Origin of the sequence: Candidatus Devosia phytovorans (assembly GCA_029202405.1) — a bacterium.
GTDB lineage: Bacteria > Pseudomonadota > Alphaproteobacteria > Rhizobiales > Devosiaceae > Devosia > Devosia phytovorans.
In genome coordinates this window covers 560,223-582,903 of record CP119312.1, presented here as the reverse complement: position 1 = coordinate 582,903, position 22,681 = coordinate 560,223, and the positions used below count along the sequence as shown (strand labels likewise).

Genomic DNA, 22,681 nt, shown 5'->3' with positions numbered 1-22,681 from the left:
CGGTCGCCTGTCAGCGGAAGAACGCCCTCACCGCCTCCAACGCCCCATCCACGGCGTCGTCATTCACGTCTAGATGCGTCACCCAGCGCTGCTTGCCATAGCTGCCGGTGATGCCAACGCCCTTTTCGGCCAGATAGGCAGTAAACTGCCCTTCCAGTTCCCGCTCCATGGTGACGAAGACGATATTGGTGTCCGGCACAGTGACCTTGATCGCCTCGAACGCCGCCAGCCCCTCAGCCAGCCGCTTGGCCCGCGCATGATCCTCGGCAAGGCACGCGACATTGTTGTCCAGGGCATAGAGCCCGGCCGCAGCCAGAATGCCCGACTGCCGCAATCCTCCACCGAGCATCTTGCGATGGCGGCGAGCCTTTTCGATCAGGTCCTGCCGCCCGATCAGCACCGAGCCGACCGGCGCCCCCAGTCCCTTGGAGAGGCAGATCGAAACGCTGTCGAAGGGCGCAGTGAATGCCTTGATGTCCAAGCCGAGGGCCACGCAGGCATTGAAGGCGCGGGCGCCGTCGAGATGGAGGCCCAGATCGTGTCGCTGCGCGATTTCGGCGACCTGGCTCATGTAGTCGACCGGCAGCACCTTGCCACCGAAGGTGTTTTCCAGCGCGATGACCTTTGTGCGGGCATAGTGATGATCGTCCGGCTTGATCGCCGCTTCGATCTCGCCGAGGTCCATTGTGCCATCGGCTTGATGCGCGATCGGCTGCGGCTGGATCGAACCGAGCACGGCAGCGCCGCCAGCCTCGTTGACGTAGAGATGCGCCTTCTGCCCGGCGATGAATTCGTCGCCGCGCCCACAATGGCTCATCAGTGCCAGAAGGTTCGATTGCGTCCCCGAAGGAACATAGAGCGCTGCGTCCTTGCCCAGCATGGCGGCCATCCGCTGTTCCAGCCGATTGACGGTCGGATCATCACCGAACACATCGTCGCCCACTTCGGCTTCAGCCATGGCCTGGCGCATGCCGGCTGAAGGGCGGGTGACGGTGTCGGAGCGGAAGTCATGGCGGATGGTGTTCATGGAAGGACTCAAGCAATGGGGTCCTTCCTTGTGCCATCCATGTCGCGTCGATGCTAGGCGGCGACGTCACCGTCATCGCATTGCCCATCATTGGCCGCGTTCACGCCCGGCATGGGCTTGCGCACCACGATCAGCATGCCATTGATCGGCGCCCCGCGATCAAAACGCAGCACTGCCATTTCGAACCGCAGGACTTCGAGCCCCGCCTTCACCAGCGCCTCGCGCGTCGCCTCCACGCCATGCGCATAGCGCAGCGAGGGGCGCAGGAAGTGTGGCTCTGGCCCGTCATGTGCCTCGAGCGAAAATGCCGCCAGCCCGCCCGGCTGCAGCACCGGCACCAGCACCGCGAGCACCGGCTGGATGGCGCCGCAATAGATGAAGACGTCGGCCGCGGTCACAAGGTCCGTATCGGCCCGCCGTCCGTTGAGCGCAGCCACCAGTTCCGCCTTGTGCAGACTGTCGTAAATTCCCTTGCGCGCCGTTTCGGCGATCATCGCCGCCGATACGTCGATGCCTTCGAGATAATCCGCCTTGCCGCGCAGCCGCTCGCCCATCAGCCCCGTGCCACAGCCCAGGTCCAGTGCGCGGGCAAAGCCGGCAATGCCCAGCTTGCCCATCTCCGCCTGCACCAGCTCGTCCAGCATATCGGGCACGCGATAGCCGAGCTTGTCGACCAGGGCCGCCTCGAACTTTGGCGCATATTGGTCAAACAGCGCCTCGACATAGCTCACCGCCGTGCCCTCGGCTGCCGTGCCGGCGCCATGGGCCGCGAGCTTCAACCCGGCGCCGAACACGCCGTCATCGTCCAGCGCCTCGAGATGCCGCCAGGCAGAAATGGCCCCGGCAATATCGCCAGCCTTTTCGGCATACTGACCAACCAGGTCCCAGCCTGCTGTCCACTCTGGGGTGATTTCAAGCGCCTGCACCATCAGCTCTGCGGCCGCGGCATGGTCACCGCCCTCCGCCAGCATTTTTGCATAGCCGGCACGACGGTCGGCGATCACATCGCCGGAAGAATGAAACGCCTTGGTCAAGACGACACGATCTCTGAGGGTGACCAGACCCCTTGTCTGGCGGCCGGCATGTGCGCCTTATCCGGACAAAATGCAAGAAGTCGTCCAGCATGCTGGCCATGCAACTGCGACCTTTGTGCATGTTCCCTGATGGCACTTTTGCGCTATGCTATCTGAGTCCAGTGCGGCACCTCCCGCCGCCTCCACATCGGCATCGGACCCAGTCGTCCGGCGCAAATACTTGACGATATTCATTAATCACTCGACCGGAGCGACTTCGGTGCGAGCGTTTCGGCTTAGGTAAACAGATATTGAACAGCCCATTTTTTCAGGCTACGTTCATCAGATCGAATATTGCGGCCGACCGATCTGATCCTGCGAATTCCATTCGCTCCTGCTGACGTCACTTTCCGATACTCGATATCACCAAGTCTTGACCAATTGGGGTCGGGACTGCCTACAGCAGCGACTGCACGAGGGAACGCGCATCATGGCAACTGGCACTGTAAAGTGGTTCAACGGCCAAAAAGGCTATGGCTTCATTCAGCCCGACGAAGGCGGTGCGGACGTTTTTGTCCACATTTCCGCGGTTCAGCGCTCGGGCCTGAATGGTCTCGATGAGGGCCAGAAGGTCAACTACGAGATCGTCAAGGACAAGCGGACCGGCAAATCTGCCGCCGACAACCTGACAGCCTCCTGAGCTCAACCGACGACAGAACCAACAAAGGGCGCGCCTGCTTGGAGGAGACGCGCCCTTTACCTTGAAGACGAGTCAAGACTTACCGCGACATCGGATCACACGCCACAATAAGTCTATAGTTATTATGACTACCAGATTCCGCCGCGAAGATATCGTCGATGGATAGACATGATTTCAACAGATGAAGCACCAACCATCGACGAGGCAACCACGGCCCGGCTCGCCGACGCCCGCGCCCTCATCGAGCAACAGGACTTCGCCGCCGCCATCGCCCTGCTCGACAGCCTGCTCGAGGCCGGCCTGCCACAACCCGTCCATGTCGAAATCCAGACCAACCTCGCCGCCGCCTTGGTCATGCTGGCTCGGCGCAAGGACACCGATGCCAGCGTAGCACGCAGCCAGCTCGACCGCGCCCGCCTGCTGTTAATCGAAGCCCTGCAGCACTATAGCCCGCTGGACTCGGCCAGCAACTGGGCCTCGGCCCGCGCCAATCTGGCCTTGGCCTATCTGGCACGCGATCACCTGGTCACCAGCGACACCGACATCTTGCAAGCCCACCTCGCCCTGGATGGAACAGAGGAAGCGCTCACGCGCATCGGTGACATCGCCATGTTGGAATGGATCAGGCAGATCCGCGATCACCTGCTGGACCTGCGCGATCGTCGCGCAAGGCCGCGCCACTAGCCGCGGCCAAGTTCCTCGCTGCGCCGCTTTGCGGCCTCGACCGTGCGGCCGATCAGCTCTGTCAAACCCTTGTCAGCCATCAAGACCGCCAGCCCAGCGGCGGTCGTGCCATTGGGCGAGGTCACGTTTTGACGCAGCACGGATGGCGGGGACGGATCAGCCTCCATCAGCGCTGCCGAACCGATGACCGTCTGGCGCGCCAATTGCTCGGCCAGGGCATCAGGCAGACCCTGCGCCTTCCCAGCCGCAGCCAAAGCCTCGACCATGTGGAACACGTAAGCAGGTCCGGAGCCAGATACAGCCGTCACGGCATCGATCTGCCCTTCGGCATCGAGCCAGACCACCGGCCCGGCCGCGCGCAGCAGGGCTTCCGCCACCTGCCGCTCCTGCGGGCCGACATCGGCACCAGCCACCATGCCGGTAATGCCCTTGCCGATCTGCGCCGGTGTATTGGGCATGGTTCGCACCACGCGACTGGTCTGCAGACCGCTCGATAGCCGGGCAATGTCGATGCCCGCGGCAATCGAGACGACCAAGGTCTGCGGTCCGACGATCGGCAACAGGGTTTCCATCACCGCATCAATGATCTGCGGTTTTACAGCCAGCACCAAGACGTTAGGCAGCAAGCCAACAGCGGCCGTATTGAGCGTCAGACCGTGGTCTTCCGCCAGGGAACGAGCACCCTCACCGGGATTGGGATCGACCAGCAGCAGGTTGTTCGGCGGCAGGCCGGCATCGAGCCAGCCCTTGGCCAGGGCCAGGCCCATCTTGCCGGCACCGATCAGCATGACCGGCCCGATATCCGCCAGCGACGATGTCATGCCTCGCCGACCGTCTCGAACATCACGTGGCTCAGCGCATCGGCGGCGGTCTTGCCGGCCCAGACGACGAACTGGAAGGCCTGGTAATAGAGGTCGCAACTATCCGTGGCCGAGCGCAGCAGCGCCTCGCATTGCTGGGGCGAGACGTCGGCACCACCTGTGAGAAGGTGCGAATTGCGGAACAGCACCACGCCTTCCTTGTTCCAGATGTCGAAATGGCCGATCCACAGCTGCTCATTAATGAGCGATATCAACTGCTTGATCTCATGGCGCCGGCCCTCCGGCACCTTGAGGTCGAAGGCACAGGCGATATGCAGGCTCTCGAGGTCTTCCATCCAGTTGAACGAGACGTGGTAGTCGCTCCAGCCGCCGCGTACGGAAATGGAAATCTCGTCCGCGTCCTGACGCTCGAAGTTCCAGTCGTTTATCGAAGCGATGTGCTCGATAATGTCCACGGGATGGACATTGCGATCGGGCTCGACGTGCAAAAGAGACATAGACGGTTCCGTCCGTTAACCGGCTGATTTTGGATACGCAGGAAACTGGCCGCACGCACTTGGCTTACGAATCGTCCTGATGAAATGACCCTACACCTCCCCTCTGATTCAGGGGACGCGGCGCAGGCCACGGACGCTAATCTCTTGTGGATGATCAGGCCGCATCGGTTAACAGACTGTTAACATCGAGAGCCACTTACACAGCCAAACTGCACCGAAACGGGGCGTTTTTGCCTACCAGGACAGGCTCTCGGGTCCGACCCAGCCATTCGTGAGAGAGGCCGCCCATTGCGGGAAGCCATTGGCCGCTGCCAGACGCGCCGCTGCGGCGTGATCATAGGGCACGGCTAGAAGCACGGTGTGCCAACCGGCAGAGCGGCGCTCAAGGACAGCATAGCGCGCGTCGGGGGAGCCGTGCACAAGCTGCATGCCGACCGACCCCGGATTGACGATCAGCCGGCCATCGAGCAGGCGCAGCGAGCGGGGCATATGGGTATGACCGCAGAGCAGGAGCTCGTAGTCGAGGCCCTTGGCCTCGGCCGCGACGTCGGCCTCGTTGGGCAGCGTGGTGGTTCGGCCATCAAAAAAGCGGTCGAGCCAGGGCGCCTCGTCGTCGGAGGGCGTGCCGTGACAGAGGAACACGCTGTCGCTATGCGTTGCAATGGCCGGAAGGCTGTCGAGCCAGGCCAATTGCGTCGCATCGAGCTGCCCGCGAGCGAAGGCATCGATCTTGCCGCTTCCCTTGAGCGACAGGTCAACCGTCCAGCGATCGTGATTGCCGGCGACAAACGGGCCGCTCAGCCGCATCAAGCGTTCGGCAGCGCCAGCCGGATCCACCGGCCCACTGACATTGTCACCGAGGCATAGAATGTCCTCGATGCCCTGCCGCGCGATATCGGCCAGCACGGCGTCCAGCGCCATAGCATTGCCGTGGATATCGGAGATGACGGCGAAGCGCACCTACTTGGCTTTGGCTGGTGCGCCCTTGATGCTGGCAAGCTCCTTGCGCAGGGCATCGATCTCTTCGCCCTGGACCTGGACCAGCTCGCGCAGCGCGTCGAAGTCTTCGCGCTTGACCAGGTCCATGTCGACCACGATGCGCTGGGCCTGCGACTTGACCACGGTCTCGACTTCGCGACGCACGCCATCGGCAACGCCGGCGGCTTCATTCATCAAACGGCCCAGATCGTCGAAGATCCTGTTGTTCTGGCTCATCGCATGCTCTCTTGGTTCGGCCTTCTGCCTTCCCTATCTAGGTCATGCGACCCGACTTGACCAGAGAGGCCGAAGCGGCAATGGTCCGGCCGATTGCCGCAGGAGCCGCATTTGCCCTTTCCCGATATCAATCCCGTCGCCTTTGCCATCGGCCCATTCGCCGTGCGCTGGTATGCCCTTGGCTATCTGGCCGGCGTCGGCCTCGGCGCCGCCTATGGCTATCTGCTGCTGGCCAATAGCCGGCTCTGGCAAAAGGGCGAACCGCCGTTCGCGGCCAAGGACATCTGGGACTTCGCCTTCTGGACCATGCTCGCCATCGTGCTGGGCGGCCGTATTGGCTATATCCTTTTCTATAACCTGCCCATGTATCTGGCCAATCCGCTGGAAATGCTCAACACGCTCGACGGCGGCATGAGCTATCACGGCGGCATGCTCGGCCTGATGCTGGCCGTGGTGCTGTTCACCTGGAAAAAGGGCAATGGCAATTGGCTGAGCGGTCTCGACCTGATCGCTTCGGTCTCCACCATCGGCATCTTTCTTGTCCGCATCGCCAATTTCATCAATGCCGAGCTTTATGGCAGCCCGACCAATGTGCCCTGGGCCGTGGTCTTTCCCTCCGACGAGCTGGGCCTGCCCCGCCATCCGAGCCAGCTCTATGAAGCCGCTCTCGAAGGCCTGCTGCTGTTTCTCGTCATCCGTGTCTTCACTCACGTCTTCTATGCCTTGCGCCGCCCCGGCATGGTCGCCGGCATTTTCGGCATCGGCTATGGGCTGAGCCGCATCTTTGTCGAATTCTTCCGCCTGCCCGACAGTCAGCTCGGTTATCTCTATGGCACGACCTGGATCACCCAGGGCATGGTGCTCTCGGTTCCCATGGTCGTCGGCGGCATCGGCCTCGTCGTCTGGGCCATGACGCGCAAGCAAAGCGCATTGCGGCAGCCGGCATGAGCGACACGATCAACCCCACCCTGCCCGAACTGATCGACATGCAAATCCGCACCAGCGGGCCGATGTCGATCGCCTCCTATATGGGCCTGTGCCTCACTCATCCTTCCAAGGGCTATTACAAGATTGCCGATCCCCTGGGCAGCAAGGGTGATTTCGTCACCGCGCCCGAGATCAGCCAGATGTTCGGCGAACTGGTCGGCTTCTTCGTGGTCAACCTCTGGCAGCAGATGGGCAGCCCCAAGGAGTTCAGCCTGCTCGAACTCGGCCCTGGCCGCGGCACGCTGATGGCCGACATGCTGCGCGTGGCCTGCCGGGCGGAAGGTTTTCGCGATGCGCTGGACTTGCGCCTGTTCGAAACCAATCCGGCCCTGATCGCAGAACAGAATGCCCGGCTCGAAGCCTATGGCGCCCAGTGGATCGACAGTTTCGAAAAGGTCGGCCCCGGCCCCTTGATCGTCATCTCCAACGAATTTTTCGACGCCCTGCCGATCCGCCAGTTCGTCCGCATGGGTGATGGCTGGCACGAGCGCATGGTGGGCCTGTCCGAAGGCAAGCGCAACTTTGGCCTCAATCCGACGCCCATTCCCGCCAGTGCCATGCCCGCTGCCATCGCCAGCGCTGAAAGCAATGCCGTGTTCGAGATCGGCTTGGCCAGTGGCGAAGTGATGAAGCGGATCGCCCATATCGTCTCGACCCAGGGCGGCGCAATTCTGGCCGTGGACTATGGCTATGGCCGCACCCAGACCGGCGAGACCCTGCAGGGCGTGCGCGATCACCGCTATGCCGATGTGCTCGACGCGCCGGGCGAAACCGATCTCTCTGCCCATGTCGATTTCGAAGCGCTGGGCAACCTTGCCGCCAATGCGGGCCTTGCCGTGCAACCGCTGGCCACCCAGGGCCAATGGCTGACCCGCATGGGCATCGAAGAGCGCGCCAAGCAGCTCTCAGTTGCCAATCCCGGCTCGGCCTCTGATATCGCCAGCGCCAGGGCGCGGCTTGTCGATTCCAACCAGATGGGCGACCTGTTCAAGGTCTTCTGTGCCGCCAGCCCCGGCCTTCTCCCTTCGGGATTTGCCTGATGGATCTACCGTTTCTGCAATCCGAGCGCTTTCGCGACACCGGCGTGGTTCGCCACGGCTTTTTCGGCAAGCAGGGCGGTGTATCGGCCGGCGACTATGCCAGCCTCAATGTCTCCTATTCGGTGGGTGACACGGCTGACAATGCCAGCGCCAATCGCGGCCTGATCAGCGATGTCATGGCCGGCGGCCCGCTGGTCACCCTGAAGCAGGTTCATTCCAACCGCGTGGTCACGGTCGAAGCGGGCGCCCTGCCCGACGCCGCGATCGAAGCCGATGGTCTCGTCACCCGCCGCGCCGATGTGCTGCTCGGCGTGCTGACGGCCGATTGCGCGCCCCTGCTGTTTGTCGATCCCCATGCCGGCGTCATCGGCGCCGCTCATGCCGGCTGGAAGGGCGCTGTGACGGGGATTGTCGAAAATACGCTGCGCGCCATGGAAGCCCTGGGCGCACAGCGCCGCCGCATAGCCATGGACATTGGCCCGACCATCAGCGGCGAAAACTACGAGGTCGGCCCCGACTTCATGCGCGACGCACTGAGCCTGAATGCCGATGCCGAGCGCGCCTTCTTCGTTCCCGACGGCGGTCGCGAGCATTTCGACCTGCCGCGCTTCCTCCACAACGACGCCATGCGGGTCGGGCTGACCGAAATCGACACCCGCAATGCCTGCACCTATGCCGATCCTGGCCGGTTCTTCTCGCATCGCTATGCCACCCATCACGGCAGCAAGACTGGCCGCCAGGTGGCAGTGATCGGGCTGGCTTGAGATCCCGTTCACCAAAATGTTGACGTCATCCAAATGTTGCGTTGCGCCCCCGGAAATGACTCGCTAAAGGTGCCCGCGAAACTGAAGGGTCTCCTCCCCCGGACCCGTTGAGACAGGATCGAGCCCATGAAGCTGGTGACCGGCAACTCCAACCGGGCCCTCGCCCAAGCTGTGGCCAGCTATCTTGAGCTCCCTTTGACCGATTGTACGGTCAAGCGCTTTGCCGACAAGGAAGTCTATGTCGAGATTCACGAGAACGTTCGTGGCGAAGACGTCTTCATCCTGCAGTCGACCAGCTTCCCGGCAAATGACAACCTGATGGAACTGCTGATCCTGACCGATGCGCTGCGCCGCTCCTCGGCCCGTCGCATCACCGCCGTGCTGCCCTATTTCGGCTATGCCCGCCAGGATCGCCGCGCCACTGGCCGCACCCCCATCTCGGCCAAGCTGGTCGCCAACCTGATCACCGAGGCCGGCGTCAACCGCGTCATCACGCTCGACCTGCACGCCGCCCAGATCCAGGGCTTCTTCGATATTCCGACCGACAATCTCTATGCCGCGCCGATCATCACGCGCGACATCCTCGACAATTACAAGCTCGACAACACTACGATCGTTTCGCCCGACGTCGGCGGCGTGGCCCGTGCGCGCGCCGTGGCCCAGCGCCTCGGCACCGATCTTGCGATCGTCGACAAGCGTCGCCCGCGTGCCGGCGTGTCCGAGGTCATGAACATCATCGGCGATGTCTCTGGCCGTTCCTGTATCCTGATCGACGATATCGTCGACTCTGGCGGTACCCTGGTCAACGCCGCCGAAGCCCTGCTCAAGGCAGGCGCATCGGAAGTCTCCGCCTTCATCACCCACGGCGTGCTGTCTGACGGCGCTGCAGAGCGCATCGCCGCCAGCAAGCTCAAGGAACTGGTGGTCACCGACTCGATCGAGGAAACCCCGGCGATCAAGGCGGCGCACAATATCCGCCGAATGAACATCGCCCCCCTGATCGGCGAAGCCATCGCCCGCACGGCGAGTGAGCAGAGTGTATCCAGTCTCTTTGACTGAGAGCATCCCGCAGGCAAAATCGCTCCAGTAAAGCGATTTTGCCGGCAGGCCGTGAGATCTGTGGTCGAAGGACAAGCGGCCGAAGGACACTCCGGCCGACGCGCCACCAATCCTACTTCAAATTCAGCTCGAGCTGGCCCTTGCTATAGGCCGTCTTGCAGTCGGTGGCGTCATGCATGACGTCGTCTTCAAGCAGGGGCGTGCCGGTCATGCCGGCGCCCCTGAAGCGCAGGTCGTCGCATTCGCCGTCATTGGCATATTCGCTGGCATCGTCGCCAAAATCCACGGTGCCGTCGTCGGCAATGCCGCGCAGCGTCAACCGGCCCGCTTCGAAGGCTGCCCGGCAGTCAGATGCATCTGCCATCACATCGTCTTCCAGCAGCGGCGTCGACGTCATGCCGGCCCCTTCGAACCGTGGGTCATCGCATTCCCCATCATTGGAATATTCGCTGGAATCATCGCCGAAGGAGAACTTGGGCGCGGAAAAGGCTGGCGTGCCCAGAGCGAGAAACAGGGCAGCGCCAATAACAATCGTCTTTTTCATTCAATATGGTCCCCAAAGACCCAAAACACGGGCCCGTGATCGTCAATGACCAGCCGGTCATGTCGGGATTATGTCAGGCGCTAACATTCTCGGACAGCGGCACATTTTCTGCGTCAAGCCGTATCGCCTCCCGGCAATGACATCGTACCGCAGGGGCGATTTGGCGCGGACCATGAGCATGGCATGTCGAAATGCCCTCCCCTCGCACGACATGTCATCGAGCGGCTATGGTGCCGCAAACGGAGAGACGCGATGAAATATCTGCTGATGCTCTATGCCGACGAGGCGGGCGGCGCCGCACTGACCGCCGAACAGATGGCCGGCTTCATGCACCAGATGGCCGCCTATCAGGAGACCCTGGAAAAGGCCAATGCCTTCGTGGCCACCGCCGCGCTGCAAGCCACGGACGCGGCCCGCACCATCACCACCGCCAATGGCGCGCTTCAGGTGCATGACGGCCCCTATGCCGAAACCCGCGAACAGTTCGGCGGCTATTTCATCATCGAGGCCGCGGATATGGAGCAGGCCGTGGTGCTGGCCGCACAATGTCCCGCCGCCACCTGGGGCAAGATCGAAATCCGCCCCTATCACGCCGGTTACTAGCCGAACGCATTTTTCTTGCCGCCAGTGTCGAAGCCGATCGTGGCGGGGCGACATGGTCTTGTCGGAGCAAGGGCTCCGGAAACTGGAGACGACAGATGCGCTACATGATGATCATCCACCATGACGACGAAGCCCTGGCCCAGGCACCGCAACAGGAGCTATGGACCGAATATGCCGCTTTCAACCAGGCCCTGGAGAAGGCCGGTGACGGCTTCTCCAGCGGCCAGCGACTGACGGGGGCCAAGGGCGCCACCGTGGTGCGCAGCCGCGCCGGCAAGACCGAGGTGCTCGACGGGCCCTATGCCGATACCCGCGAACAGCTGGCCGGCTACTTCTTCATCGAAGTGCCGACCATCGAGGAGGCGGTGGAATGGGCCAATCGCTGCCCGAGCACGAAATATGGGACGGTGGAAATTCGCCCCATTGTCGAGCCCGGCGCCTCGTAATGGAGACCGCGAGCAGGACGGCAGAGCGCCTGGCCCGTGAAAGCTATGGCCGCCTGCTGGCCCTGCTCGCCGCTCGCACCCGCGACGTGGCGGGCGCCGAGGATGCGCTGGCGGAAGCCTTTGCCAGCGCGCTCAAGTCATGGCCGCAGGAGGGCGTACCCGCCAATCCCGATGGCTGGCTTTTGACCGTGGCCCGCCGCCGCCAGACCGATGCCATGCGCCGGCGACGGACCCGCAGCGACGGGGAGGTGCATATCCAGATGATGCGCGATGAACTCGACGACCTCGCCGCCAATCCCGATGCCATCGCAGATCGGCGCCTGGCACTGATGTTTGCCTGTGCCCATCCGGAGATGGAGCCGGCCATGCGCTCGCCACTGATCCTGCAGACCGTGCTCGGCATGACGGCGACCGACATAGCCGCGGCCTTCCTCATCCCGCCTGCCACCATGGGCCAGCGCCTGGTGCGGGCAAAGACGCGCATCCGCGAGGCCGGCATTCCCTTTGCTATTCCCGAACGCGAGGACTTGCCAGGCCGGCTCGATGCGGTGCTCGAGGCCATCTATGCCGCCTATGCCAAGGGCTGGACCGAGATCGGCGACACCTCTGCCGAACGCATGGCCGGCGAGGCGATCTGGCTGGGACGCCTGGTCGTCTCGTTGCTGCCCGACGAGCCAGAAGCAAAGGGCATGCTGGCGCTGATGCTCTATGCCGAGGCCCGCCGCAACGCCCGGCGCGATGCCGCGGGCGCCTATGTGCCTCTCGGCAGCCAGGACATCACACTCTGGGACGAGGAGCAGATCGTCACCGCAGAATCGCTGCTGCACGCGGCAAATCAAGCAGGGCCCACCGGCCGCTATCAGATCGAAGCCGCCATCCAGTCCGCCCACATTGCCCGCCGCATCAGCGGCAGGGACAATTGGCAAGCCGTGGTCGCGCTCTATGACGTACTGCTCAAGCTCACCAACTCCCCCGTCGTCCTGCTCAACCGCGCCGTTGCACTGGCCGAAACCGAAGGACCCGAGGCCGCCCTTGCCAATCTCGACACCATCGCCGATGACAGGCGCATGGCCCAGTACCAGCCCTATTGGGCCGCGCGCGGACACCTGCTTGCCCTGGCCGGCCGCAAGGCGGACGCCCACGAGGCGCTGACCTTGGCCATTGGCCTTACCGGCGAAGACGCGGTGCGGCACTATCTGCTCGGCCAGCGCGAGAGATTGCAGGACGGCTGAGCCCCTTCCCGCTTGCTCGGCACCGGTCTTTCCGCTATAGCCCGCGCCATGAAGCGCTCGTCACCCCTGGAGGACGGGCGCGTATGCTGTTGTAGTGACGCATACACCAACCAGAATGGATATTTCCATGGCTGCGACGACTAAGGTGCTCAGTGCACAGGCGCGTGAAGGGGTAGGCAAGGGGGCCGCTCGTGAACTGCGCCGTCAGGGACTCGTTCCTGCTGTTATCTACGGTGACAAGAAAGAACCCGTCACCATTTCCCTCTCCTACAAGGACATCCACAAGGCGATCTACGCCGGTGGCTTCCTGTCGCACACCATCGAACTCGATGTTGACGGCACCAAGCACAAGGTGATCCCGCGCGATTACCAGCTCGACCCCGTCAAGGACTTCCCGATCCACGTCGATTTCCTGCGTATCGGCAAGGGCTCCAAGATCAACGTCCAGGTTCCGGTTCACTTCGAAAACGAAGAAGCCAGCCCGGGCCTCAAGCGCGGCGGCACGCTCAACATCGTGCACCACACGCTCGACCTGACCGTTTCCGCGGACAATATCCCCGAAGCCATCATCGTCGACCTGACGGGCCTGGACATCGGCGACACCGTCCACATCTCGGCCATCAAGCTGCCCAAGGGCACTGCTGACCACAGCCACGAAGACGACCTGACGATCGCAACCATCGTTGCCCCGTCGGCTCTCAAGTCCGCTGGCGATGCCGATGAAGAAGGCACTGAAGAAGCTGCCGCCGAAGGCGAAGACAAGGCCGAGTAATCTCGCCTGTTTGCTTCTGCTACAGTTTGAGGCGACCTTCGGGTCGCCTCTTTCATTTGGGGACCAGAGGAATGAAACTGCTTGTCGGCCTGGGCAATCCGGGCAGCCAATATGAGGGCAATCGCCACAATATCGGCTTCATGGCGCTCGACGCCATTGCGCGCGCCCATTCCATCACCCAGTTCCGCTCCAAGCATGCCGGGCTGATCGCTGAAGGTACGATTGGCGGCGAAAAGGTCATCCTGCTCAAGCCGCAGACCTTCATGAACCGCTCGGGCGACAGCGTCCAGCAGGTCGCCAAATTCTACAAGATCGAGCCAGCCGACATTATCGTCCTCTATGACGAACTCGATCTCGCGCCAGCCAAAGTCCGCGTCAAGGTCGGCGGCGGCAATGGCGGCCACAATGGCCTGCGCTCTATCGATCCGCAGATCGGCCTGAACTACAAGCGCGTCCGCCTCGGCATCGGCCATCCGGGCAAGGAGAATGTCACCCACCACGTGCTGGGCGACTTCGCCAAGGCCGACCAGGCCTGGCTCGAGCCGCTGCTTGACGGCATCGGCAAGCATGTCGGCCTGCTGCTCAGCGGGGATGACGCCGGCTTCATGAACAAGCTGGCCATCGCCACCCAGGCGGGCGACGAAAAACCTGACAAGCCGGCACCGAAAGCCCAGAGCCATATCCGCCAGGCGCGGCCGGCCAAGCCGCAGGTGGAAGTGCCCAGGAGCGGGCCGATGGCCGACATGCTGAAGAAGCTGCTCGGCGGCGAATAAAGCCCGCGCACATTGACATCGCCTCCATTCCGAACCAAGTGGAGGCCAACAGTTTCCGGGAGCATCCCCATGGGTTTCAAGATGGGCATTGTCGGCCTGCCGAACGTCGGCAAGTCGACCCTTTTCAACGCATTGACGCGCACCGCCGCCGCAGCCGCCGCCAATTTCCCCTTCTGCACCATCGAGCCCAACGTGGGCGACGTTCCGGTGCCGGATGCGCGGCTGACCAAGCTCGCCACCATCGGCAAGTCGGTCAACGTCCTGCCGGCCCGCATGAGCTTTGTCGATATTGCCGGTCTGGTGAAGGGCGCGAGCAAGGGCGAAGGCCTGGGCAACCAGTTCCTCGCCAATATCCGCGAATGCGACGCCATCGCCTATGTGCTGCGTTGTTTTGAGGACGGCAACATCATCCACGTCGCCAACAAGGTCGATCCGCTGGCCGACGCCGAAGTCGTCGAGACCGAGCTGATGCTGGCCGACCTCGAAAGCCTCGAAAAGCGCCGCACCGGCGTCGAAAAGAAAGCCAAGGGCAACGACAAGGACGCCAAGGTCACGCTCGACCTGATCGACCGCTCGCTGGTCCTGTTGCGTGAAGGCAAGTCCGCCCGCTTCGTCGAGCGCTCGGCCGAGGAAGAAAAGGCCTTCCAGGAACTGCAGCTGCTGACCAGTAAGCCCGTGCTCTATGTCTGCAATGTCGACGAAGGCTCGGCCGAAAACGGCAATGCCATGAGCAAGCTCGTGGAAGATTACGCGCACAAGAACGATGCCGGCGTCGTCATCATCTCCGCCGAAATCGAAAGCCAGCTGGCCCAGCTTCCCGATGCCGAACAGGCCGAATATCTGGAATCGCTCGGCCTACACGAGGCCGGACTCAACCGCCTGATCCGCGAGGCCTACGACCTTTTGGGCCTGCAGACCTATTTCACGGTCGGCCCCAAGGAAACCCGCGCCTGGACCATCCACAAGGGCGACAAGGCTCCCGCGGCAGCCGGCGTCATCCACTCCGACTTCGAACGCGGCTTCATCCGCGCCCAGACCATCGGCTACGAAGACTTCGTGGGCCTCGGCGGTGAAGTCGCCGCCAAGGAAGCCGGCAAGGCCCGCGACGAAGGCAAGGAATATGTCGTCAAGGATGGCGACGTGATGCTGTTCAAGTTCAATACTTGAGGTCGGCCGCTTCGCGGCGAAATCGCTCCAGTGGAGCGATTTCAGACCTCAAGGCCCGGAGAGGGGCCAGACGTGCCGCAGGCATGATCCAGGCGATCTACGATGCGGCACGATCTCAGGATAGGCCCCGGCTCAAGGCCGGGGTGACACCGAATGTGTGGCGCCTTCAGCGTCCAATACCTAGTGCGGCCCCATCGCCACTTCCTGCAGCGTCCCGCAGGGGCCGCCATCCTGGTTCACACCGATCTGCTGCGCGTCGCCGTCAAAGCTCATGGCTTCGTACCAGTGGCTGATTTCGCGGGTGCTGGCCGGGATGTAGTGGAAGATCAGCGAGCGGCGGAAGCGGTCCTGGCTGGTATTGGGCGTCGAGCCATGGATGACGCTGCCGTTGAAGAACAGCACGTCGCCTGCCTTGAGCTGCATCATCTGCGGCTCCAGCCCTTCGGGCGGCTCGACATGTTCCGTGGTAAAGAACAGCGCCGGATCGGACGGTTCGGGGCAGGCAATGTCGAGCATGGCAGTCTGCGGCACGCACATCATGCCGCCGTTGCCTGCATCGGCATCGTCCACGGCGATCCAGGCAGCCATGCAGGTGCCCGGCTTTACCCGCAGGTAGAAATTGTCCTGGTGCAGATCCTGCCCGCGTGCGCCCGGCGGCTTGAAATAGAACATCGACTGGCAGGCGAAGGGCTCTTCGCCGAAAAGGTCTGCCAGGATCGGCCGCAGACGCGGGTCGAGCAGGTAGCGCATGGCGAGCTGCCCCACCGCCTTGTGGCCGTGCTTGTGCGGATGCATCATCCGCGGATAACGGCTGAGCGGGTCATTGGCATTGGTGCCGCCGCGCGGCAGGTCTGACAGGCCCGGCACCGGACCATCGGCGGCGGCCGCCATGAAGGTCTCGCGGATTTCGGCGATTTCCTCGGCCGAGATCAGCCCGCGTACCGCCAGAAACCCATCGCGCTCGAACTGGGTCGCCTGCGCATCATTCAAATAAGCCTGTGTCATATCGATCTCCTTGACCGAAAAATTACACAGACAGCCATGCGGCGGACATGGAACATGCTGTCAATCATATATAATATCCTGCTATGACCGGAGCTCATGAATCCCCTTATCAAGCGACACGACGGCTCCTAACCGGCCACTTCCATGAAACATCGGGCTATCGCGCCGTCCGGCGGCAGGGTGTCGAGGACTGGCTGCTGGTCCATACCATCTCTGGCCGCGGCCGCTTCTCCCATGCTGGTGGAGAGCTGATCGCCGAAGCCGGCGACTGGGTCCTGCTCCGGCCCGGCACGCCACATGATTATGGCGTGGAGCCGTCGCTGCAGCGTTGGGAACTGGTCTGGGCGCATTTCCGCCCGCGCGCCGACTGGCTCGACTGGCTGAACTGGCCCGCCGCTGCCGATGGCCTGTTTCACCTCCGGGTCGAAGATGGTGACCTCGCCCGGCAGTTCATCGCCGTACATCACCAGCTCAACAGCCCGCATGCCCGTCGCGAGGCCTTGGCGGTCAATGCATTCGAGGCGCTGCTGCTGGCCTGCGATGCCCACAATCCGCGACCGGCCAAGGCCGGCGACAGCCGGATCGCCAGGGCTATGGACTTCATTGCCCAGCATCTGACCGAAAAACTGCTGATCGACGACATCGCCAGGGCTGTCGGCCTCTCGCCGTCACGGCTGGCGCATCTGTTTCGCCAGGAGACCGCCGAAACCATCCAGGCCCATATCGAGATCCAGCGGCTGCATCTGGCGCTGGACCTGCTGCGGCGCACCAGCTTCCCCATCAAGCAGATCGCCGCCCATGCCGGCTTCGACAACCAGTTCTATTTCTCGCAGCGCTTCCGCCGGCGCATGGGCCAGTCGCCGCAACAATTCCGGCAATCTCAGGATGTTGCACCGCTCTAGGGTCAGCGCTATCGCCCGATCCGGCTTGCCATGCTCCCGCAAAAGGAGCAGAAAGCGCGCCTTGACGTATAGGGCAAGCAAATGACCAATCCTGTCACCCAAGATCGGCGGCATTTCGAAGATCTGGTGGTCGGCGAGGTGATCGACTTGGGCCATGTCACTGTGAGCAAGGAGATGATCATCACCTTTGCGCGTGAGTTTGACCCCTTTCCCTTTCACCTCGACGAAGCTGCCGCGAAGGCGAGCCTGCTGGGCGGCCTTGCCTCGAGCGGCTGGCAGACCGGCGCGCTGAGCCTGCGCATGCTGGTCGACAGCTTTCTCGGCAAGATCGCCTCGGCCGGCGGCCTGGGCTTTACCAATCTCAAATGGAAGAACCCCGTCATGGTCGGCGACACCATCGGCGGCACGGTGACCATCGCCGAGCTGCGCCGTTCGGAAAGCCACCCGCAATGGGGCATTGTCACGCTCGACTTCGACATACGCAACCAGAAGAGCGCCCCGGTCCTGACCATGCGGCTGGCTAATCTGGTCGAGACGAGGAGCCAGCCATGACCCGTTGGTTTGAAGACATCGTCATCGACGAAGTGTTTCCGCTCGGCGACCACACATTTGATGCCAACGAGATCGTCCGCTTCGCCACCCTCTACGATCCGCAATATTTCCATGTCGATGCCGAAGCGGCAAAGCACAGCCATTTCGGCGGCCTGGTTGCCAGCGGCTGGCATACGGTCAGCGTGGGCCATCGCCTGATGGTCGATACGCTGTTCCTCGAGGAAGAGCGTCTGCGCGGCGAGGGCAAGGAACCCGGCGTTTCCGGCCCCTCCCCCGGCGTCAACTCCATGGAATTCAAGGTTCCGGTCCGCCCGGGCGACACGGTCAGCTATGAACTTGTCGTGACCGACAAGCGTGCGTCGAACTCCATTCCCGGCTGGGGCCTGCTGTTCAACACCATCACCGCTACCAACCAGCGTGGCGAACGCGTCTACAGAGCGGAACTCGTGGGCTTTTCCAAGCTGCGCGACTACCGCATGCCCTTGAAACTGAAACTGTTGCTCGCCCTCACCAACCTGCCGCTTATCGGGCCACTCCTCAAGCGCGGCACTTGATTGCCAATCACCGCATGGGCACTCTCTGCCCCATGCGCCGAATCGCCCTTATTGCCGCCCTCACCGCCCTGTCCGCCACCCCGGCGCTCGCCCAGACCTTCACGGGAAACTGGTCTTGCCGTGACGCGACCACACAGAAGGCCGGAATCCTGACCATTTACGGCAATGTCTATGGCTTCTCCTCGACCGTTTTCGGCGACAAGAGCTCGGGCACCGGCACGATCACCGGCTATGAAGATGGTGTCGGCTTCAACGACGGTGGCCTCAAGGCGACGCGTTCTATCCAGCAGGGGCGCCTTATCCCCGACCCCACCTATGGCACGGCTATCCAGCTCGAAACCGCCGACGCCATCGTCATGCTCTGCACGCCGCGTTAGTCCCTTTCCCAAGATTCCATAGCGCGGGGGCTTGAACTTTTCACCAGTTCAGGCATTTTCACCCTGCAGCGCCGGGCCCCTCTGGCGAGGACGTTCTATGTCCTCGTGATGTCGGAGCTGCTCCAATCTTCATGGAGAAAGGTCCGGCGAAATGGAATCGCTGCTTGCCGCCCTATCGGGCGATTTTCTGGGTACTCCCGTCTATTTCTGGATTGCGTTCATCGCGATCGTCATCGCACTGCTGGTTTTCGACCTCGGCATCCTGCACAAGGACGAACACGAGATCGGCGCCAAGGAAAGCCTTACCCTTTATGGCTTCTACGTCTGTATCGCCCTGGCCTTTGGTGGCTGGGTGTGGTGGCAGCGCGGCGCCGAGGCAGGCCTCGAGTTCTACACTGGCTACCTGCTCGAGCAGAGCCTGGCGATGGACAATATGTTCGTCATCGCCACCATCTTCGGCTTCCTCGCCATCCCCCGTATCTACCAGCACCGCGTGCTGTTCTGGGGCATCCTGGGCGTCATCCTGTTCCGCGCCGTGCTCATTGGTCTCGGCGCGGCCATGGTCAACCAGTATAGCTGGATCCTGTTCGGCTTTGGCGCCTTCCTGGTGTTCACCGGCATCCGCATGTTCTCGCACAAGGACGAAGAGCCCAACCTTGAAGAGAACAAGGTCTATCAGTTCATCTCCAAGCACTTCCGCGTCACCAAGGAACTGCATGGCCGCAATTTCACGGTCAAGCAGCCCGACCCCAAGACCGGCAAGATCGTCACCTGGCTGACCCCGCTGGCCGTGGCGCTGATCATGGTGGAAGTCGTCGACCTGGTCTTTGCCGTCGATTCCGTGCCGGCCGTCTTCGCCGTCACCCAGGACACGTTCATCGTCTATACCTCCAACATCTTCGCCATTCTGGGCCTGCGTTCGCTCTACTTCGCCCTGGCCGCCGCGATGAACCGCTTCCGTTACCTCCAGGTTTCGCTGGCCATCATCCTTGTGCTGGTGGGTATCAAGATCTTCCTCGTGCCGCTGCACATCCACATCGACACGCTGCTCTCGCTGGTCGTGACGCTGTCGATCCTGGCTGGTGGCGTGATCTTCTCGCTGTGGAAGACCCGCAACGAACCTGACGTCAGCGCTCTCGACGACCCCAAGAGCGGTCAGCTCGAACCCTGATCCAATAAAGGCCGGCGGAAACGCCGGCCTTTTTCTTTGCATGGCCACCACCGCCTGTGCTGGCAGCATTCACCTTCTGCACCAGTCTTGCCGCAATTGCGGTCTAGCCAATGGTTAAACAAGAAGGAGACGGCCATGGGGAAGATCCACGAGATCGTATTCGACTGTGACAAGCCGGCCAAACTGGCCCAGTTCTGGGCCGGCGTGCTGGATGGCTACGCCGTGCGCGACTATGACGATGCCGAGATCGCCCGGCTCGCCGCCCTGGGCCTGACGCCCGATACGGATCCAACCGTCATGGTCGATGGTCCCGGCCCCTCCATCTGTTTCCAGAACGTCGAGGGTCGCCGCCACGATAACAACCGCGTGCATTTCGATATCGAGGTCACCGATCGCATGGGCGAGGTCGAGCGGCTGAAGCAGGCCGGTGCCGAGCCCGTGCGCGTCCTGCCCACCTATACCGTCATGCGCGACCCCGAAGGCAATCAGTTCTGCCTGGTGGACGCAATGGTGGAGGCTGCAGCAATCGAAGTCGCCGCCTGAGGCCAGCCAGCCTTGCTGACAGGCTCTGTCAGTACGCAGGCGCTAGATGGCCGCATGTTCTGAGAGGGAGATCAGCCATGCCTCTAATCGCCAAATGCCACTGCGGTGACACGACCATCACTTTGCCGCACCTGCCGCAAAGCGCGGGGGAGTGCAATTGCACCTTCTGCAGCCGCACCGGCGCCGTCTGGGGCTATTTCAAGCCAGGTGAGCTCACGATCACGTCCAGGGCCAATGACAAGTTCTATTCGGCCAGCGGATACGGCAACGAGCACCATTTCTGCGCCCATTGCGGCATGCAGACCTGGGGCGTCTCGCCCGACTGGGCCTCCGCCTACAACAGCGACGGCACGCCCAAGAATGGCGATCCCAATGCCATGCCCACCGGGCAGATCTTTGCCGTCAACCTGCGGCTGATCGACGACTTCGACTGGTCGAGCATCGAGATCGAAAAGCTCGACGGGCGCAACAGCTGGTAAGCCGGGCGGTCTAGTGCCCCTCAAATTCCATCAGGGCGGAGACCTCGACGCCTTCGGCCTTGAGCTTGGCGGCACCGCCCAGGTCCGGCAGGTCGATGGCGAAAGCCGCCTTGGTGACGCTGGCGCCAGTGCGGCGCAACAGGCCCACTGCCGCAATGGCCGTGCCGCCGGTGGCGATCAGATCATCGACCAGCAACACCACGTCGCCGGCCTTGAGCACATCGGCATGGATCTCGATCGTGTCGACGCCATATTCGAGCGCATAATTCTGCCCGATCGTCTCGCCGGGCAGCTTGCCCTTCTTGCGGACCGGAATGAAGCCGACGCCCAGCGCAATGGCGACGCCCGCGCCAAAGATGAAGCCGCGCGCCTCGATGCCGGCGACATGGGAAATGCCCTGCCCGCGATATTGGCTGGCAATTCGCTCGATGCTTTCCTTGAACCCTTCCGGGTCTTCGATCAGCGTGGTGATGTCACGAAACAGGATACCCTTCTTGGGATAGTCCGGAATCGTGCGCACGAGGGCCTTGAGGTCGAGCGACATGGCAGTCCTGAAAAGTCTGGTTATTTGGTAAGGCGCTTGCCCACGAGGTGGCGGGCCAGCACCCCGGCATTATAGGCAGCGGTGCGGGTCACGGTGATGGCCGTCTCGCGCGCCCTCGGGTTGGCCGCAACGGCCGCAATGCCCGCACGCACGGCCGGATGGCGGCTCATCGTGATGGCGGCGCCGACAACTGTCACGGCAATGCGAATGGCGGACATGTCTGGGCTCCCTGGGCGCCTGATTTGCGCTTTTCGTATATTGCGGCGCTGGCCGGGAATGGCAAGGGGCGTGATGGTCACAAAAAGAAAGGGCCCCGGAGGGGGCCCTTTTGAACGTCGTCTGGCACAGAGCCTAGTGCTCAATACCCGCCCAGATCCTGCGCTTGGTCAGATACATCAGCGCCGAGAAGCCGACGAGGAACAGCAGGACCACGAAGCCGGTCTGCTTGCGGCCGGCGAGATGCGGATCGGCCATCCAGAACATGAAGGCCGAAACGTCCTGCGAATACTGTTCCAGGGTTTCCGGAACCGCGACCTGACCTTCGGCCACTTCATAGGTGATCTGACCGTCGGACAGCGGCGGCGCCATGCCGATGGCATGACCCGAGAAGTAGTCGTTGTAATACTTGCCTTCGGCCAGTTCGAACCCTTCGGGAGCCGTTTCAGGGACTTCCTCATGGTAGCCGTTCAGCAGCGCGTGGATATAATCCGGGCCGCCTTCCTGGTAGGCCGTGAAGTAGTTGAAGACCCAGAACGGGAACGGATCGGAGACGCCGCGGGCCTTGGCCAGCACAGAGAAGTCCGGCGGCAGGGCACCGCCATTGGCATCGCGGGCATCCTGTTCCGTCGCGAAAGGCGACGGCCAGCGATCAGCGGCCACGGCAGTGCGAACACCACCTTCAGCGGTCGGATCTGTCACTTCATACTCGGCCGCCAGAGCCTTGACCTGCTCTTCCGAAAAGCTCGGGCCACCTTCTTCCGACAGATTGCGGAAGGCAATCAGGCGGGCGCTGTGGCAGCTCGAACAGACTTCGCGGTACACCTGGAAGCCGCGCTGCAGCTGGTTGGTGTCATAGGTGCCGAAAATGCCGGCGAAGCTCCAGGCCTGCCGTTCGATATGCGGTGTCGAATGCGCATCTGCGGCCATGGCGACGCCGGATGTACCGGCAACCAGCGCGATGGCGGCAAGGAGAGTCTTGAGTTTCATCATG

Annotated in this window: 30 protein-coding genes; 19 read left to right on the top strand and 11 right to left on the bottom strand. The window is 62.6% G+C overall.

Annotated features, from left to right (window positions below):
• Positions 1-10: 10 nt before the first annotated feature.
• On the bottom strand, positions 11-1,027 hold the full coding sequence (gene ltaE / locus P0Y65_02840; GenBank protein ID WEK05211.1) for a low-specificity L-threonine aldolase: 1,017 nt from the start codon (positions 1,025-1,027) through the stop codon (positions 11-13).
• Between the two features lie 53 nt (positions 1,028-1,080).
• On the bottom strand, positions 1,081-2,061 hold the full coding sequence (locus tag P0Y65_02835) for a methyltransferase (protein WEK05210.1): 981 nt from the start codon (positions 2,059-2,061) through the stop codon (positions 1,081-1,083).
• A gap of 469 nt (positions 2,062-2,530) precedes the next feature.
• Here P0Y65_02835 and P0Y65_02830 point away from each other — a divergent pair, with 469 nt between their 5' ends.
• Together P0Y65_02830 and P0Y65_02825 are read left to right on the top strand one after the other, a co-directional pair.
• The gene (locus tag P0Y65_02830) at positions 2,531-2,740 is read left to right on the top strand and encodes a cold-shock protein (GenBank protein ID WEK05209.1); all 210 of its coding nucleotides are present in this window, start codon (positions 2,531-2,533) and stop codon (positions 2,738-2,740) included.
• Between the two features lie 168 nt (positions 2,741-2,908).
• The gene (locus P0Y65_02825) at positions 2,909-3,424 is read left to right on the top strand and encodes a hypothetical protein (protein ID WEK05208.1); all 516 of its coding nucleotides are present in this window, start codon (positions 2,909-2,911) and stop codon (positions 3,422-3,424) included.
• Here P0Y65_02825 and proC read toward each other — a convergent pair.
• The 4 genes from proC to P0Y65_02805 form a co-directional block, all read right to left on the bottom strand.
• Positions 3,421-4,245 (bottom strand): pyrroline-5-carboxylate reductase, encoded by an 825-nt coding sequence (proC, locus tag P0Y65_02820; protein ID WEK05207.1) that lies wholly within the window; start codon positions 4,243-4,245, stop codon positions 3,421-3,423. The genes P0Y65_02825 and proC overlap by 4 nt on opposite strands.
• Positions 4,242-4,742 carry a YbjN domain-containing protein gene (locus P0Y65_02815; protein WEK05206.1) on the bottom strand — a complete coding sequence of 167 codons (501 nt, stop codon included), beginning with the start codon at positions 4,740-4,742 and terminating at the stop codon, positions 4,242-4,244. The genes proC and P0Y65_02815 overlap by 4 nt, the downstream gene beginning before the upstream one ends.
• Positions 4,743-4,976: 234 nt before the next feature.
• Positions 4,977-5,702, bottom strand: coding sequence for a metallophosphoesterase family protein (locus P0Y65_02810; protein ID WEK05205.1), 726 nt, complete (start codon positions 5,700-5,702; stop codon positions 4,977-4,979).
• On the bottom strand, positions 5,703-5,957 hold the full coding sequence (locus P0Y65_02805) for an accessory factor UbiK family protein (GenBank protein ID WEK05204.1): 255 nt from the start codon (positions 5,955-5,957) through the stop codon (positions 5,703-5,705). It abuts the gene before it with no gap.
• A gap of 111 nt (positions 5,958-6,068) precedes the next feature.
• Here P0Y65_02805 and lgt point away from each other — a divergent pair, with 111 nt between their 5' ends.
• The 4 genes from lgt to P0Y65_02785 all read left to right on the top strand — a co-directional run bounded on the left by lgt (position 6,069) and on the right by P0Y65_02785 (position 9,807).
• Positions 6,069-6,905: a prolipoprotein diacylglyceryl transferase gene (gene lgt / locus P0Y65_02800; protein ID WEK05203.1), complete on the top strand. Its 837-nt coding sequence runs from the start codon at positions 6,069-6,071 to the stop codon at positions 6,903-6,905.
• On the top strand, positions 6,902-7,984 hold the full coding sequence (locus tag P0Y65_02795) for an SAM-dependent methyltransferase (GenBank protein WEK05202.1): 1,083 nt from the start codon (positions 6,902-6,904) through the stop codon (positions 7,982-7,984). The genes lgt and P0Y65_02795 overlap by 4 nt, the downstream gene beginning before the upstream one ends.
• Entirely contained in the window at positions 7,984-8,748 is a 765-nt protein-coding gene (pgeF, locus tag P0Y65_02790) for a peptidoglycan editing factor PgeF (protein WEK05201.1), read from the top strand. The genes P0Y65_02795 and pgeF overlap by 1 nt, the downstream gene beginning before the upstream one ends.
• A gap of 126 nt (positions 8,749-8,874) precedes the next feature.
• The gene (locus P0Y65_02785) at positions 8,875-9,807 is read left to right on the top strand and encodes a ribose-phosphate pyrophosphokinase (GenBank protein ID WEK05200.1); all 933 of its coding nucleotides are present in this window, start codon (positions 8,875-8,877) and stop codon (positions 9,805-9,807) included.
• Between the two features lie 112 nt (positions 9,808-9,919).
• Here P0Y65_02785 and P0Y65_02780 read toward each other — a convergent pair whose 3' ends face one another.
• The gene (locus P0Y65_02780) at positions 9,920-10,351 is read right to left on the bottom strand and encodes a hypothetical protein (protein ID WEK05199.1); all 432 of its coding nucleotides are present in this window, start codon (positions 10,349-10,351) and stop codon (positions 9,920-9,922) included.
• Positions 10,352-10,603: 252 nt separating this feature from the next.
• On the opposite strand from P0Y65_02780, the gene P0Y65_02775 reads away from it, so the two are divergent.
• From P0Y65_02775 to ychF, 6 genes are all read left to right on the top strand, one after another.
• A complete protein-coding gene (locus P0Y65_02775; GenBank protein ID WEK05198.1) occupies positions 10,604-10,954 on the top strand; it encodes a YciI family protein in 351 nt (116 codons plus the stop codon).
• Positions 10,955-11,049: 95 nt separating this feature from the next.
• On the top strand, positions 11,050-11,400 hold the full coding sequence (locus P0Y65_02770) for a YciI family protein (GenBank protein WEK05197.1): 351 nt from the start codon (positions 11,050-11,052) through the stop codon (positions 11,398-11,400).
• A complete protein-coding gene (locus P0Y65_02765; GenBank protein ID WEK05196.1) occupies positions 11,400-12,632 on the top strand; it encodes a sigma factor in 1,233 nt (410 codons plus the stop codon). The genes P0Y65_02770 and P0Y65_02765 overlap by 1 nt, the downstream gene beginning before the upstream one ends.
• Positions 12,633-12,759: 127 nt before the next feature.
• Positions 12,760-13,404: a 50S ribosomal protein L25/general stress protein Ctc gene (locus P0Y65_02760; GenBank protein WEK05195.1), complete on the top strand. Its 645-nt coding sequence runs from the start codon at positions 12,760-12,762 to the stop codon at positions 13,402-13,404.
• A 71-nt stretch (positions 13,405-13,475) separates the two neighbouring features.
• Positions 13,476-14,177, top strand: a complete 702-nt coding sequence (gene pth / locus P0Y65_02755; protein ID WEK05194.1) for an aminoacyl-tRNA hydrolase — start codon at positions 13,476-13,478, stop codon at positions 14,175-14,177.
• 69 nt (positions 14,178-14,246) lie between these two features.
• Complete coding sequence (ychF, locus tag P0Y65_02750; protein ID WEK05193.1) at positions 14,247-15,344, top strand: redox-regulated ATPase YchF; 1,098 nt, start codon at positions 14,247-14,249, stop codon at positions 15,342-15,344.
• A 180-nt stretch (positions 15,345-15,524) separates the two neighbouring features.
• Here ychF and P0Y65_02745 read toward each other — a convergent pair whose 3' ends face one another.
• Positions 15,525-16,349 (bottom strand): phytanoyl-CoA dioxygenase family protein, encoded by an 825-nt coding sequence (locus P0Y65_02745; protein ID WEK05192.1) that lies wholly within the window; start codon positions 16,347-16,349, stop codon positions 15,525-15,527.
• Positions 16,350-16,432: 83 nt separating this feature from the next.
• Here P0Y65_02745 and araC point away from each other — a divergent pair, with 83 nt between their 5' ends.
• The 7 genes from araC (at position 16,433) to P0Y65_02710 (ending at position 20,927) form a co-directional block, all read left to right on the top strand.
• Entirely contained in the window at positions 16,433-17,251 is an 819-nt protein-coding gene (araC, locus tag P0Y65_02740; protein ID WEK05191.1) for an arabinose operon transcriptional regulator AraC, read from the top strand.
• 81 nt (positions 17,252-17,332) lie between these two features.
• Positions 17,333-17,803, top strand: a complete 471-nt coding sequence (locus P0Y65_02735) for a MaoC family dehydratase (GenBank protein WEK05190.1) — start codon at positions 17,333-17,335, stop codon at positions 17,801-17,803.
• Entirely contained in the window at positions 17,800-18,357 is a 558-nt protein-coding gene (locus tag P0Y65_02730; protein ID WEK05189.1) for a MaoC family dehydratase, read from the top strand. Before P0Y65_02735 ends, P0Y65_02730 begins: the two co-directional genes overlap by 4 nt.
• A 32-nt stretch (positions 18,358-18,389) precedes the next feature.
• Positions 18,390-18,734: a hypothetical protein gene (locus P0Y65_02725; GenBank protein WEK05188.1), complete on the top strand. Its 345-nt coding sequence runs from the start codon at positions 18,390-18,392 to the stop codon at positions 18,732-18,734.
• Between the two features lie 151 nt (positions 18,735-18,885).
• Positions 18,886-19,905, top strand: coding sequence for a TerC family protein (locus tag P0Y65_02720; GenBank protein ID WEK05187.1), 1,020 nt, complete (start codon positions 18,886-18,888; stop codon positions 19,903-19,905).
• Between the two features lie 135 nt (positions 19,906-20,040).
• Positions 20,041-20,448 carry a VOC family protein gene (locus tag P0Y65_02715; GenBank protein ID WEK05186.1) on the top strand — a complete coding sequence of 136 codons (408 nt, stop codon included), beginning with the start codon at positions 20,041-20,043 and terminating at the stop codon, positions 20,446-20,448.
• 77 nt (positions 20,449-20,525) lie between these two features.
• Positions 20,526-20,927, top strand: a complete 402-nt coding sequence (locus P0Y65_02710; GenBank protein WEK05185.1) for a hypothetical protein — start codon at positions 20,526-20,528, stop codon at positions 20,925-20,927.
• 10 nt (positions 20,928-20,937) lie between these two features.
• On the opposite strand, the gene P0Y65_02705 is transcribed toward P0Y65_02710, so the two are convergent.
• From P0Y65_02705 to P0Y65_02695, 3 genes are all read right to left on the bottom strand, one after another.
• Positions 20,938-21,471, bottom strand: coding sequence for an adenine phosphoribosyltransferase (locus tag P0Y65_02705; GenBank protein ID WEK05184.1), 534 nt, complete (start codon positions 21,469-21,471; stop codon positions 20,938-20,940).
• 20 nt (positions 21,472-21,491) lie between these two features.
• Positions 21,492-21,689 (bottom strand): hypothetical protein, encoded by a 198-nt coding sequence (locus P0Y65_02700; GenBank protein WEK05183.1) that lies wholly within the window; start codon positions 21,687-21,689, stop codon positions 21,492-21,494.
• Between the two features lie 133 nt (positions 21,690-21,822).
• Complete coding sequence (locus P0Y65_02695; protein WEK05182.1) at positions 21,823-22,680, bottom strand: cytochrome c1; 858 nt, start codon at positions 22,678-22,680, stop codon at positions 21,823-21,825.
• Between the last annotated feature and the right edge of the window lies 1 nt (position 22,681).